This window comes from uncultured Bacteroides sp. (assembly GCF_937912035.1).
In the GTDB taxonomy this organism is placed as follows: domain Bacteria; phylum Bacteroidota; class Bacteroidia; order Bacteroidales; family Bacteroidaceae; genus Phocaeicola.
The window spans coordinates 1-14,379 of record NZ_CALDPF010000061.1; the positions used below are offsets into that span (position 1 = coordinate 1).

The window sequence follows — 14,379 nt, forward strand, 5'->3', positions numbered from 1 at the left end:
GTTGGCAACATTTTGTAGTCAACTGAAATAATTACATCAACAGTCAAGAATTTCATATGGCTGAATCCTGTTCATACATCTTTGGGCGTCTGAGTTCGTTTTCCTCTTTCATTCTCTGAATCATCTCTGAGTTAGGAGGAATAATCTCATAAGTAGAACTATAAAGTTTTCTATGCTTGTAATGCTCGTTGAGCCTTTGCGTAACTTCATCCATAGTAATCTTGCCCTCAATCTGTTGTCTAGCAAGTTGAATCAGAATTTCAGACACACTAAGCCCATCTACATTCTGTAAGCCTATTGCAGCACCCCAAGTGTTGGCTCTTTCTCTAACATCCCTATCAGGGTGATTCTTATATTCTTCAAATAATCCCATAATTTTTCTTATAAAGTTACGAAAAATATGGGAAATAATCAATACCTAAATATAGAAAATTGATGTAGGTGAGATTTGAATATACAATGAGAAAAATGCTAATTTAGTTCCTGTCGATATAAAATAATTCGCAATATACACCTTATATAAAGGGATTTTATTAACTTTGTGCAATAAATAGCCTATTATGGATAAGGATATAAATAGACTCAAGGTTGTTCTTGCGGAAAAGAAAAGAACAAATAAATGGTTGGCGGAACAATTGGGGTGTGCCCCGACAACTGTGTCAAAGTGGTGCACAAATGCTTGTCAGCCAACAATGGAAACATACATTAAGATAGCGAAACTCCTTGATGTTGAACTGTCGCAATTAGTAATTATAGAATAAGAAGATGTACAAAATAACGTGGGACGAAGAGACGGGAGGAGTATTATTGCATCCTCGTATTGTAGACGGCACGATTGGCGTACCGCCACGCCCTGTGTTCTACGAAGAATTAGATTTGTTAAAGTTGAATGAATGCGGTTGGAACTATCCTCATTGCGAGGAACCAATAATGTGGGCAGTCAACAAACAATATTATTATCGTGGCAAGCATATCTTTGATGCTAAAGGTGCCAACATATATACAGAACCGACTCTTGAATTTGAAAAAGGGATTAAACCAATGGAACTAATCCCTGTGGATATGAAAAAGATGCTAAAACGAACTTCTGATTTGATGTTTGTTTTAGAAAACGAAGCAATAGAGTTTATTAGAGACATATATACTGAGTATACAAAGGTAAACAAAACATATAATAAGGCAGATGCCAATAAGTTGGATTTTGAGGCAATGGCTAATAAACTAGAGAAAAATAGCAAAAAGAAGATGGCCATTGTTAAGCAAGATTGCGACAGTTTCGATGTAATGCCAATGGATGTGGCAGAGTTGGAAGGGAAAAAAGCATTGTTGTCGACTAAAATAGATCGATTTATTGCATCTTTTTCTGGAGGTAAAGACAGCCAAGTTGTATTGGACTTGTGTACTCGTGCTATTCCACCTACAGATTTCGAAGTAATTTATAGCGATACTGGCTATGAATTACCTCCTTCATTAAGTCTGTATGAAGAGGTTCAGGAATATTATAAACAGAAATTTCCCGCACTTAAATTCCTGATGGCCCGTAATCACGAGTCTGTACTTAATTACTGGGATAAGATTGGTACTCCTAGTGATACACATCGTTGGTGCTGTTCAGTAATGAAAACAGCTCCATTATATCGTATGTTAAAACAAGGATATCGAAAGAATGCAAAATTTTTAGCTTTTGAAGGAGTACGTGCGGAAGAATCTGCAAAGCGAAGTGATTATAACCGTATTGGCAAAGGAGTAAAACATAGCTTTGTTATAAATGCACGTCCAATTCTAAGATGGAATACTACGGAGGTCTTCTTGTATTTATTTAGACATCAGTTACCCATTAACAAAGCCTATCGTAGTGGAAAACCTAGAGTTGGATGTATTTTGTGCCCATTTGGTTCTCCTTGGGATGATATGATTGTGAATAAATGCTATCCAGATAATTTACAGCCATTTTTGTCTAGAATAGAACGTGTTGTGGAAGAACGGAAAATTCCTAACAAAGATGAATATATATCAGATAGACGATGGCGATTGAGAGGTAGTGGTAAATTTTCTCAATCTACAACATCTATTCAATATATATCTTCATCAACTAGATGGGAAGCAAAGGTAAAGAACTCACAAAAAGATGTGTTTACTTGGCTTCATACTGTCGGAAAATACAGTATAAGTGATAGGAATAATATAACTACTGGAGAATTATTATTTGAGAAAGAAGTCTTTCAGTTTGAGATTCGTTATGGCGAAAAAAAGTCTGATTTTTCATTTATCTTATATGACAACAATAATATTCAGTTACGATACTATCTTCGTCGTGTGATCAATAAAACATCTTATTGTATCAATTGCGAGGCTTGTGAACTTGAATGTCCTACAGGAGCATTGTCTGTATATCCAGAAGTTATAATAAATAAAGAACTTTGCACTCATTGCCATAAATGTTTAGAGTACCACAATGTTGGATGTATTGTGGCCGATTCAATGTTAAAACCAACAGATACCAATATATCAAATATGAAAATATCAAAATACGGAACATTTGGAATACATCAAGAGTGGGTAGATCAATATTTGTCATCCCCATCAGATTTTTGGTCAGACAATATGCTTGGAGTGAAGCAAGTCCCAAGTTTTAAAGCTTGGTTAAAAGATGCGGAGATTATTGATGATAAAAACAATCTAACCCCTTTTGGAGAATTGTGTGTTGAGATAAATAAAAATTCTACAACTTTATTGTGGGAACTTATATACATTAACCTAGCATATAATAGTCCACTTGTTAGATGGTATATTAAGACATTTGCACATATGGCGGATTTTTCACGCAAAAGTTTAGATAAACTTGCAATTGAATATTTCCAGCAAACATTTAAGGAATCGACTATAACATATGCAATTCAGGCTTTAATGCAAAGTTTTAAATATTCTCCAATTGGTGAAGAGTTTCGTCAATGTATCGTACAAGATGAAAAAGGTAATTCATATAGACGAGATAATTATACTGATTTAAGTCCTGAGGCAATAGCTTATTCAATATACAGATATGCTCAATACAATGATATAAAAATGTTTAGAGTATCTGACTTATATCGTTCAGATGAGTCATATGGTATATATAAAGAATTTGGTATTAGTAAAAATGATTTAATAAAAAGTTTGAGATATTTGTCTTCGGAAAAAAACAGAGTACTCATTGCAGAGTTGAATATGGGATTGGATCATATAACCCTAAGAGAAGATTTAACCTCAATTGCTGTATTGAAAGCACTTTTAGACTAATGAATTCTTATACTGTAAGTTTGTATAATGATCTAATTTTGAGCATTAAGTGTGGTAATGGCATATCTGGAAAATCGATTGCCAAACCGCTGTTTATTCTATCTGTCTTTGAATGTATTGCTATGGGAGATTTGAATGAAAATAAAATAATGTTCAATGATAACAGATTAAAAAAAATATATACTGCTTTTGCAAGATATTATGAAGAAGTAAAGTTAACTCCTATAATATTACCTTATTACCATCTTGGTTCATCTATTTTTTATCATCTTGTTTGGTGTGAAAAGAATCGTCCACCGTATAATGGTAATACGCCTTCGGAAAAGTATTTAAGAGAAAATCTCTTGTATGCGAAATTCGATGATGAGCTATGGGAAATATTGCAAGATGCTGAGAGTAGAGAATATATAAGAAGAAATATAATAACACGATTCTTAACAAAACAATAGTTGGCTATGGCTACTAAGTATGACGATATAATAAAACTGCGTGGCGGTAAGGCAGCCTATGTCATTGCAGACGAAAAAGACGGTGAATGGACATCGTTTATTCCCAACGAACAGTTTAATAGCGTTCTACGGACTGTACTTAAATCGGTTCGTGGCAATGATATTGATAATCATAAGTCTTTCTGGATTAATGGTACCTATGGTACAGGTAAAAGTCACGCTGTTGCTGTAATCAGCCACTTGCTATGTGATCCCGTTGATGATATTCGTGAATGGGTAGATTATGAGTTTGGTGACGGAAAATTTGATTCTATTCGTCAAGCCATATATAAACTTCGAGAAGAAAAGAGATTGTTGCCTGTTAAGGTTTATGGTTTAGGGGCAATGACTCATACATCTGACCTTGCATTGGTTCTTCAAAAAGCTGTGACATCTACTTTGAAGAATAAAGGAATTGACATTTGTGTCCCAACAGACTTTGAAAATTACATTGAACAAATCAATAAGGAACCAGAGATTTGGAAGCACAGAATAGAGACTAGTACGCTTCTATCATCCATCGTATCTACAACAGAGCAACTTATTTCAAAACTTGCGACTGGCGATCTTGGTACGTTCCATCGTGTAACTGACACTTTGCGAGTTGCAGGCTTGGATGTTCGAATGAATAACGAGAGCCTAAAGCAATGGTTGATTGAAGTACAAGATAAATTAGTCGAATTAGGAGAATACAATGGACTGCTAATTATCTGGGATGAGTTTACAGATGTAATGACAGACCCTATCGGTGTGCCTGTACTTAAAGAGTTGCAGGATGTTGCTGAGAAATTTATGAATGAGGATAATAACTCATATATATTTCTTATTTCTCACCCTTCTGCATTTAATGGAATAGATTCGGAACAATTAAAACAGACTGATGGTAGATATCATCGAATGAAATACAACATGGAGTCTGTGTCGGCATTTAAAATTATGTCTCGAAAATTTGAGATTGTCGACAAAGAACGCCATTCAAAGATGAGTCAATCATTTTACTCAATGAATCCTCAATTGCTGGAAATCTTTACAGCAACAAGTAATGATACATTATCAACGAAAGAGGATTTATTAAACTTATTTCCATTACATCCAGGAACCGCAAATCTGGCGACTCATTATGCCACAGTTGTAGGTTCTTCTAGTCGAAGTGTATTTGAGTTTTTGGGACAAAATGATGCAATTAGAGCTTTCTTAGATAATGAGGAGTTATTCTTCAATGGAGAAACAATCACTGCTGATTATCTATGGGATTATGTTTTGAAAGTTTTCCAAGATGATGTTACCAACTACGGAGCAGTGACTGAGCGATACAACTCGTATGTGCAGTTGGTGAGTAGTATGGGAGATGATTACTTTGCTGTATTCAAGGGTATTCTCTTGCTTAATGCATTTAATAATGTCTCAGGAGAGAATAATAACGGACTTGTTACACCGTCAGAGGATAATATTCGTTCACTATTTGCTGGCACAACTTATGGTGATACTGTTGATGAAATTCTTAACTGGTTTAATGAGAACGGTGTAATTCAACGTGCTCCTGGAGGTCTTTATTCTGTACAATTTTCGGCATTACCATCTGGTGAGATTGAGGAGAAAAAGACTGAAATGCGAAATGTTCAATATCGTTTCACTCACCAGGTTCTTAATTTTTCGGATGTTGCTAAGACAATATTTGAAAAAAAATTTATGCAAAAAGTCATTAGACCATTTGCATTTAAGTTCTATTCTGATGTTCAAAACGAATCCCAATTGCGTAGCCAGATCAAGAATGGAAAGAAAGAAAACAAAAGTAGTAGCTTATTCTTTGCATTATTGTTGGCTCGTAATAATACAGAATTAGCGACTTTACGTACTTTTGCCGAGAAATGTTCAGCTGACGAAGATGATAAAGACTTGAAGAACATTGTTTTTATAGTCTTTGATGAGGTGATGACTGACGCTAAATACGAGCAGTTTATTGAATTCCAAGCAAACTATGCTTGTGCAAGCAGCCATGGTTTTTTAGATCAGCAAAAGGTTCATAAAGACCATGCTATGGCAATGGTTAAGGAATGGATGGAATCTGTTCAAAGGAATAATGCTATTGTATACATTAACGGAGTAGATAAACAACCAATTTCTGTAAAACATTTATCTTCCATAGTTAATTCATCTATAGCTCCTGTTATCTTTCCTTATGGCCCAGATGCACATGAGATATTAAGACAAAAAGCACCTTCTACATTCTGGAAACAACAGAACTCTAAAGAAATGGTAAGAACGTTTCTTTTTGCAACAACGAAAAGTGAGTTCATTAGCATCAATCAGCAAATGCGTCCAGTGCAATATCTAATTCAAGATTGCTTGGATGAAAACCTCAATTGGAAATCAGACGTTGCGGATGATCATCCATTTAAGGCAGCTTGTGATAAAGTAAATAAGATTATCAAGTATGCTGATAAGAGTCTGCCATTTAACTTTGATGATAAGTTCTCAATACTGACACAACCACCATATGGCTTTTATGGTAGTTTTGCTGCTATGGGTATTATGGCTTTCGCTCTTAGACCTTGGGTTAATAAGATATTCGATCCACAAGGTAAACCAAGAGATGCCAATGCTCTTATCGATGATATTGTGTTGTTGTTTAAGGTATGGGATGACAATAAGTCAAATAGCAAACTTAACTTCAAATTCCAGACTCCCGAAGAAGGCAAACTGTGTAAAGAGTTGATTTCTCTATTCAAATTAAATAACAAGGGAAACACTTATTCTGATGTGTCAAGTTTGAAAGATGCACGTTTTGCTATAACTGGAGACTTTTTGGCTAAGAAAAATAATCCTCTGTGGACATTGAAGTATGCTTCGTCTTCAGCTTTCACAAGTTTACCTATTACAGTTTCCATTAGTGACAGCATAAAGACCTTGATTGATGATATTGTACAAATTTGTATGGAGCGCGAGCTACGTAACCCTGCTCTTGTAAATCAAACATTGTCATTAATAGAGGAACAGAGGATAGAAATGAAGAATATCCTCAATGTAGATGAAGCGTTTAATGATGGATTCAAGAATTTCTTGATGCAAATAGAATATGTTAATATTCAAGAGAACGAAATTGAAGAAGTTAGAGATTATATCACAGGGCACCTTGAATCAACTGTTGGTTATTGGACAGAAGAAGAAGTAATTACATCTGCTAAAAACTGGAGACTTGAGCAAACTTTGTCAGTTGAACCCACTTATGTTGAGCCAAGTCTGCCCAATGAGCAACCTGTAATTAACCCAAATGTTGTGTCTGAGAAGCGTCTGAAAGCAAAAGAAAGAATATCTAAGATTTCCTCATTGGATGAAGCGAAAGATATGCTTTTAAGGTTATGTGATACCAATAATGAATGGTTGTTGGATAAAATTAATTCATAGTCATTATGTACAAGGTCATTGATTCTGTAGAGGAGCTATATCAAGAAATTGAAATAGATAAAAATTGGACAGGTGCAGAGTGTTCTCTCCGTAACCGCTATCCACTACGTTTTGTCTTATTTGAGAGCTTCAATGATTTTAATGCATTCGTACAAGAATGTAGTAATCATTGTGTTTTTGTGCAAGGTATGGATAAATGGATGGATGAGGGCAATGATGATGAGTTAATGACATATTCACAATTGGCAGACAGGTTTAAAGAGTACATAGAACACCTTCCATCTAACGATTTTGTAATAGCTCCATTCTCTGAGATAACCAGATTCTATGATAACGAGCATTATAAAGAATTTAACTCATTAGTTAAAACAATCAGGCTAATATCTTCTCCAGAAGCTGCGCAATTAGATCATCAAAGAGTATACATTCCGATTATTGGAATGCAAAGTAAAATGAATCAATTCAAAAGCGATCCTAACATTCATATCTGGGAGTATCGTTCTGGAAAAGATACAGCTAAATATAAACTCATATTGACAAACAATAATACATATGGAATACAATCGTTAGATGAGATATTTACCATCTGTCGCAATATGAGAGAATGGATTGCTTTATGGAAGGTTGGCAATAAGGTTAAGAATCAGATTATTTGTAGTTCAAAAACGATTTTTGACAACGCTCATAATGCACATCCTGATAATGCTTTCGATTATGTAATTTGCAGTAATGTATTTGAGTTCCTTACCAAAGGACTTGAACTCGATTTTGGTAGTCTACAACTCAGAGATGGAGATATTCTGTATTGGGAACAACTGGCATCTAATATAGACATATCATCATTTACCTTTGAATCATTCGTACACAAGAGATTTAATTCGTATGCTCTTAACAACGAAATTGATTTCATACATATTTGGTTTGAATATCAAGATGATTTTTCACGCTGGTTGCTTAAGAACTATTATCTATTTAAACATGGTGAAGAGAGTTATCTAAATAGGGTTCTAAGACTTTGTAATTCACAAAGTACCACCGAATTATTTTCTCTTTTAGAAACATTAATCTATGAAGAGCCATTGAATGAAGTATCGCTAGAGAAACGCAGAATAATGTTGATGGAAGCGATGAAGTTTGATGTTAAAATCACGGAACTTTCAGAAAACAAGGTTCATAGTAAGCTGAATTCAATTGCTACAGATCCTGAACGAGGATATCAGATTGCGATGAAATATATTACACCTCTAACGTACACTGAACGTCAGCTGATGATAGAGTGGTTAGGTCGTGGTGTAATTTCAAGAGAAAAAATACAGTCTTTGTATCCAGAATTATATTCATACACTTCTGTATCCAACTTAAATGTAGATGCTGAGAATATTTGGATTAATTCATATATTGATGAATATCGCAAATCAAAAATCTCTAATAGACCAACAGATTTGATTTCTCAATTGATTTTAGATAAAAATTCATCATCGGCCTCGTTTGAGATGTGGTATAACAACTTTAAGACAGTAAAAACAATATTACACAATAGAGAAGATATTGATGTATATTATTGGATAGATGGTCTTGGAGTAGATTGGATTCCGTTTATAACAGAACAAATTAAGAAGCATAAAGTAGATGGCGTTTACTTAAATGAAGTACATATTGGTGTCGCAGAATTACCATCAACGACCGAGATAAACAAGGTTAAATTGGATGAGATTTCTTCACCGAATAAATTAAAAAAGGCAGGAGATTTAGATACATATGCTCATAGTAACAAATCCTATCCTAATTATATAATTGAAGAATTTGGAATTATAGAAAAGGCTATATCTTCCGTTCTTGCACAATATAATGGGAAAAAGATTGCGTTTATATCTGATCATGGTATCAGTTATATGGCACAATATGGCAAGGGATTAAATATTGCAGGAATTAAGTCTAGTCATTCTGGACGATATGCAACATTGCAAAATAGCCATATAGGTGACGACTCATCATACATAGTATTAGAGGACCAAAAAACAATGTGCTCAATGAACTATAATTCATTAAGTTCAAAGACGCCTGCAGGATTAGGAGCACATGGTGGATGTACTCCTGAGGAGGTTCTTGTTCCTATTATTATAGTTTCAAACAAAAAGAATGCAAGTATATATTCTGCATCTCTAATCGATAATGAGATATCTGCATCTAAACCTATTGTGACGTATAGGATAAAAGGGCTTTCAACAGTTGATACGCCAAGTGTAAAATATAATGGGGTAGATTACTCATTAATCAAAACAGGTAATTGTACATACGAAAGTGAACGTCTAAATCTTGTAGAAACGTCTATACAGATTGTATTAAAAATAAATGATTATACCCAGTCTGATTCATTAATTATTAGGACTGGTGTTGATGAAGATGATCTATTTGGAGGGTTTTAATTATGAATGAAGTAACAAGTCGGAAAATAAGGGAGCAATTTGCTTCTATGGCAATATATAAAGATCCTGCATCTACCAATAGTTTATTTGCTGGACGCAATTTGCCATCCTTCGTAAAAGATTTCATCCTCAAACGCTACATAAGCAATGATGGAGTTGTAAATCGTGATGGGCTTACAAATTTCCTTGATATGGTTATACCCCAGAAACAAACTGATGTCAAAGATAGATTGTCTGCTGGAGAAGAAATAACTTTGTTGACCAGGTTTATTATATACATAGATTTGGTAAAGGGTATTCGTAGATTTGGCATTCCTGATTTGGGTATTAAGATCAATGAGGGGCAAATCCCTGAATATGTTTATAAGAACCATACAGGGGAACTTGTAGATGGTGAAAAATGGGGTATTATTAAATTATCTGTTTTACCTGATGAGGATGGCAAAAAGAACCACGTCGAGATGGTTGATTACAAGCCATTTAAGCCATATCGTTCTGTAGACCTTGAATATCTAAGAGATGCTAGAAAAGTATTCTCAACTCAGGAATGGATTGATGTATTATTATCTGCAATGGAATATGAGGCGGATGGATTTAATACAATGACTGAGAAGTTAGAGTTTTTGACTCGTCTGCTGATATTCATTGAACCAAGATTAAATGTAATAGAATTGGCACCCAAAGGAACTGGAAAATCTTTTGTTTTTGGCAACCTATCTAAATATGGCTGGCTTGTAAGTGGAGGAAAAGTTACAAGAGCAAAGTTATTTTATGATAAGGCCAAACAACAGAATGGTATAATTAAAAATCATGATTTTACAGCTTTTGATGAAATACAAACAATCATTTTTCAAGAACCGGCAGAGATACAGGCTGCATTGAAATCATATTTAGAGTCTGGAAAAACAACAATTGATAATAATGAATTCAGTTCGGAATGTGGTTTGATGCTTATGGGAAATATTCCTTTGAGTGATCAAAGACGACCATTGAATTATAGGTATTTTGACTCCTTACCTCAGGCATTTCGCGAGTCTGCCTTGTTAGATCGTTTCCATTGTTTCATTGAAGGATGGCACTTGCCTCGCATAAACAAGGGTATTATCTATAAGGGATGGACTATTAACGTCGAATATTTTTCGGAGATACTTCATTCGCTTCGTACTCAAAACATATATGGATTATTGTTTGAGGAGCTAGTAGGATATGATAAAAATGCAGATACACGTGATTATAATGCTGTGAAGCGTATTGCTGTAGCTTATATGAAGTTATTATTTCCACATTGGGTAAGTGTATCAGATGTCAATAAGGACGATTTTGATATGTATTGTTTACAGCCTGCTATTCGTAGACGTGGTATTATAAAGGAACAATGCCATTATATTGATGCAGAGTTCAAAACAACAATGCCAGAGTTCTGGATAAAATAAATAATCAGTACTATGAATATAGATGCATTTATAGAAACCGATGATCGGACCCCTGCATTTCATTGCAAGTATTATCATGACCCAGAGCGATGGAACGAAGCATCGCCTAAAATTAAAAGTGAAATTAATGCACTGCCTTGGTCAGATTATATTAAGTATCTAAGTGAAGATGGTACTTTATCGACAGGGCTTAATGCATTGCCTAACGATGCTGGTGGTTTATATTTGTTTTTCATTCAAGGACAAACACTTCCATCATCAGAAATGTATCTTGCATATGTCGGTCGTGCATTATATACAGATAGTGAGAATATTCAAAAACGAGTTAGAAGATACCTGTGGGAGAGTACATACATAAAAGGAAGACCTAAAATTAAACGTCTTTTTAGACATTGGAAAAATTATTTATACGTTAAATTCTGTTATACAAAAGATAATAAATTAATTGAAGATGGCGAGAAAACCATAATACGAGCCATATTACCGCCTTTTAACAGTGACCTTCCAGATAAAATTGAATATAAAGACCCTATAAAAGCATTTTGATATGAACGCATTCAATATACCAGCCATTAGAGGAGTATTAGGTAATATCGTTTACTACACATCTTCTTTTACTTTTACCCAGATCGCAAATTTGGTTAGACCTATTGATGATGAACTACACACTTCAACTTCTTTAAAAGATCAGTTACAACGTTCCTTAACAGAGAATCATAAGAGTATTACATCGTACATCCTGACTCAAAAGGAACATTTCTTTAATTCATTGGTGTTAGCAGTATATGATGGAGAACCTATTTGGAATGAGATAGAGGTCGGTTTCAAAGGCGAAGATTATTATAATATGGGATTTTTAAGGCTAACTGGAGATGAAAAGATTTTTCCAGTTGATGGTCAACATCGAGTAGAAGGAATTAAATCAGCCATAAAAGAGCGCCCAGAACTAGGTGACGAATCGATTGCTGTAATTTTAATAGGGCATCAGACGAATAAGGAAGGGATGGAAAAAACACGAAGAATTTTTTCCACATTAAATAGGTATGCTAAACCTGTAAGCACAGGAGATATAATAGCCCTAGATGAAGATGATACCGTCGCTATAGTAACAAAAAACCTATTGGAAACATATCCTTTATTTATAAATGACAAGATTGGACCAGCTAAGAAATCTAAAGCTCTTTCCAATGACACAAAGTCTTTTACGTCATTGCTTACATTGTATGAAACCAACAAAATTATATATAGGTATTATATAAGTATCACAAAAAATAAAAAGAAATTATTGTCTAATCCTGATTTAGACAAAAATCTAAAGTTTCGACCTAGTCAAAATGAAATAGATGAATTTGAAAAATATTTAGTTGATTTTTGGAACCTATTTACTGATGTATTTAAAGGAGTAAAAAAGTATGTAGGAGCAACGGATAATGCAGCATTACCATATCGAAATCGTGAAACTGGTGGGTTAATGTATTTTAGACCTATTGCACTACCACGTTTAATTACAGCTATATTAGAAACTTGTTTTAGAAAAGATATACAACTTTCCGAATGTATGTCAATATACTCAGAGATGGAGATGTGCATATCTAAAGAGCCATGGATTAATATTTTGTGGGATCCTATTAAACAAACGATGATAATGACACATTCTTCAATAATAGACAAATTATTGATGTTTTTGTATGACTCAACGATGTTGACGGATCGAGAGATAACAGCATTTAAAAAGAAATATGCGAAAGCACTTAATATTGATATAAATAATATTGAGGCTCAATTAGAAAAAATCAAGATGTACTAGCCCTATAGTATATATGGATAAAGATAAAAATATGCCTAAATTTCAATCACCTTTTGAGCAACTACGAGAAGTGGATACTGAAGGTAAAGAATGGTGGAACTCGCGTAAGTTTGCACGAGTGATGGGCTATGGGAAGTATTGGAACTTCGAACGCGTGATGGCAAAGGCTCAGGCTTGGGTAACACAGAAAGGTTATCATCTTGGAGAACACTTTGTAGAGTTTACCGAAATGGCAGAGCTTGGAAATGGTGGTGTGCGTGAAGTGATTAGCATCAAACTTTCACGAGCAGCTTGTATGGCTATCGCTATGAATGCCGACCAAAAGAAGGATATGGTGAAGGTCGCTCAGGAGTATTTCTCTGCTACTATGACGAGCGATGTGGCAGTTCGTAGCATGGAATCGACAATTCTTCTCTACAAAGGAGCACGCGGAAAGACTCAGGTGCAAGTGGTCTTTGATACTAATACATTTTGGTTATCTCAGCAGAGAATGGCTGAATTGTTTGGAGTTACACAGCAAAATATCAGTTACCACTTACATCAGATTGACGAAAGTGGAGAAATACATTTGTCCGATGGTTACAAAAAATATTTGTATGTTCCGGACAAATGTTCGGAAAATGTTGTTTTGTACAACCTCGATGTAGTAATTGCAGTTGGTTATCGTGTGAACAGCTATGAGGCAACGCAGTTCCGCATTTGGTCAACTCAGGTTTTGAAAGAGTACTTGACTAAAGGATTTGTGTTGGATGATGAGCGTCTGAAAGGAAAGAATGTGTTTGGAGCAGATTATTTCGATGATTTGCTTGACCGTATTCGTGAGATACGCCTTTCGGAACGTCGTTACTATCAGAAAATTACGGATATATATAGCGAATGTAGTGCCGACTATGACAAGGACAGCGAAACAACCAAGTTGTTCTTCAAGACGGTACAAAATATGATGCACTATGCTGTAACTAATCAAACAGCAGCGGAAATCATCTATGACCGTGCCGATGCGGAGCGTCCCCATATGGGGCTTACCACTTGGAAGAATGCTCCAGATGGGCGAGTTATTAAGTCCGATGTTACGGTGGCTAAAAACTATCTGAGCGAAAAGGAAGTTGATGCACTGAATAGATTGAGTAATGCTTTCATAGACATTGCTGAACAACGAGCCGAAGATCATGTGTTGATGACAATGGCTGATTGGAAAGAGCTTCTCGGTAGATATATGGAGCTGAACAATAGAGCATTGCTTCCCGATGCCGGACGTATCACACATGAACAAGCTGAGGAAAAGGCTTTGACTGAATATGAAAAGTTCAGAATCATACAAGATAGAGAAATTATGAGCGACTTCGACCGCCAGCTGAAATCGCTATTTGATAGTAATGATTCTAGTAAATAATATTTAATCAGTGAATAAACAGCACAGGAGGGCAATAAACCCTCCTGTGTCATTTAAGTAGGAATCATCTACACCTCAATCTCTTTCAGCGGTGCTCCATAGTTGCAATGGCGTCCCATAAAGCCGCGTTTGATGCAGGGGAGGTTGA

10 protein-coding genes are annotated in these 14,379 nt (G+C 35.1%); 9 read left to right on the forward strand and 1 reads right to left on the reverse strand.

The window, feature by feature from the left end:
• Window positions 1-52: 52 nt before the first annotated feature.
• Window positions 53-373: an antitoxin VbhA family protein gene (locus Q0486_RS15765; RefSeq protein WP_299235584.1), complete on the reverse strand. Its 321-nt coding sequence runs from the start codon at window positions 371-373 to the stop codon at window positions 53-55.
• A 187-nt stretch (window positions 374-560) separates the two neighbouring features.
• Here Q0486_RS15765 and Q0486_RS15770 point away from each other — a divergent pair, with 187 nt between their 5' ends.
• From Q0486_RS15770 to rhuM, 9 genes are read left to right on the forward strand one after another with little or no spacing between them, the layout of a single operon-like run.
• Window positions 561-761, forward strand: a complete 201-nt coding sequence (locus Q0486_RS15770) for a helix-turn-helix transcriptional regulator (RefSeq protein WP_299235587.1) — start codon at window positions 561-563, stop codon at window positions 759-761.
• 4 nt (window positions 762-765) lie between these two features.
• A complete protein-coding gene (locus tag Q0486_RS15775) occupies window positions 766-3,279 on the forward strand; it encodes a phosphoadenosine phosphosulfate reductase family protein (RefSeq protein ID WP_299235590.1) in 2,514 nt (837 codons plus the stop codon).
• A gap of 38 nt (window positions 3,280-3,317) precedes the next feature.
• On the forward strand, window positions 3,318-3,728 hold the full coding sequence (locus tag Q0486_RS15780) for a hypothetical protein (protein ID WP_299235593.1): 411 nt from the start codon (window positions 3,318-3,320) through the stop codon (window positions 3,726-3,728).
• A 6-nt stretch (window positions 3,729-3,734) separates the two neighbouring features.
• Window positions 3,735-7,172 carry a hypothetical protein gene (locus tag Q0486_RS15785; RefSeq protein ID WP_299235596.1) on the forward strand — a complete coding sequence of 1,146 codons (3,438 nt, stop codon included), beginning with the start codon at window positions 3,735-3,737 and terminating at the stop codon, window positions 7,170-7,172.
• 5 nt (window positions 7,173-7,177) lie between these two features.
• Window positions 7,178-9,598, forward strand: a complete 2,421-nt coding sequence (gene pglZ, locus Q0486_RS15790) for a BREX-4 system phosphatase PglZ (RefSeq protein ID WP_299235599.1) — start codon at window positions 7,178-7,180, stop codon at window positions 9,596-9,598.
• Window positions 9,599-9,600: 2 nt separating this feature from the next.
• Complete coding sequence (brxL, locus tag Q0486_RS15795) at window positions 9,601-11,031, forward strand: BREX system Lon protease-like protein BrxL (protein ID WP_299235600.1); 1,431 nt, start codon at window positions 9,601-9,603, stop codon at window positions 11,029-11,031.
• 12 nt (window positions 11,032-11,043) lie between these two features.
• Window positions 11,044-11,577, forward strand: coding sequence for a hypothetical protein (locus tag Q0486_RS15800; RefSeq protein WP_299235602.1), 534 nt, complete (start codon window positions 11,044-11,046; stop codon window positions 11,575-11,577).
• Window position 11,578: 1 nt separating this feature from the next.
• Window positions 11,579-12,838, forward strand: a complete 1,260-nt coding sequence (locus tag Q0486_RS15805) for a DNA sulfur modification protein DndB (protein WP_299235604.1) — start codon at window positions 11,579-11,581, stop codon at window positions 12,836-12,838.
• 13 nt (window positions 12,839-12,851) lie between these two features.
• On the forward strand, window positions 12,852-14,231 hold the full coding sequence (gene rhuM / locus Q0486_RS15810; protein ID WP_299235606.1) for a RhuM family protein: 1,380 nt from the start codon (window positions 12,852-12,854) through the stop codon (window positions 14,229-14,231).
• The last annotated feature ends 148 nt before the right edge of the window (window positions 14,232-14,379 follow it).

Excerpts from the sequence above, each read along its gene's own strand:
- Q0486_RS15765 (WP_299235584.1), bottom strand. The coding sequence starts at position 373 with ATGGGATTATTTGAAGAATATAAGAATCACCCTGATAGGGATGTTAGA.
- Q0486_RS15770 (WP_299235587.1), top strand. The coding sequence starts at position 561 with ATGGATAAGGATATAAATAGACTCAAGGTTGTTCTTGCGGAAAAGAAA.
- Q0486_RS15775 (WP_299235590.1), top strand. The coding sequence starts at position 766 with ATGTACAAAATAACGTGGGACGAAGAGACGGGAGGAGTATTATTGCAT.
- Q0486_RS15785 (WP_299235596.1), top strand. The coding sequence starts at position 3,735 with ATGGCTACTAAGTATGACGATATAATAAAACTGCGTGGCGGTAAGGCA.
- pglZ (WP_299235599.1), top strand. The coding sequence starts at position 7,178 with ATGTACAAGGTCATTGATTCTGTAGAGGAGCTATATCAAGAAATTGAA.
- brxL (WP_299235600.1), top strand. The coding sequence starts at position 9,601 with ATGAATGAAGTAACAAGTCGGAAAATAAGGGAGCAATTTGCTTCTATG.
- Q0486_RS15800 (WP_299235602.1), top strand. The coding sequence starts at position 11,044 with ATGAATATAGATGCATTTATAGAAACCGATGATCGGACCCCTGCATTT.
- Q0486_RS15805 (WP_299235604.1), top strand. The coding sequence starts at position 11,579 with ATGAACGCATTCAATATACCAGCCATTAGAGGAGTATTAGGTAATATC.
- rhuM (WP_299235606.1), top strand. The coding sequence starts at position 12,852 with ATGGATAAAGATAAAAATATGCCTAAATTTCAATCACCTTTTGAGCAA.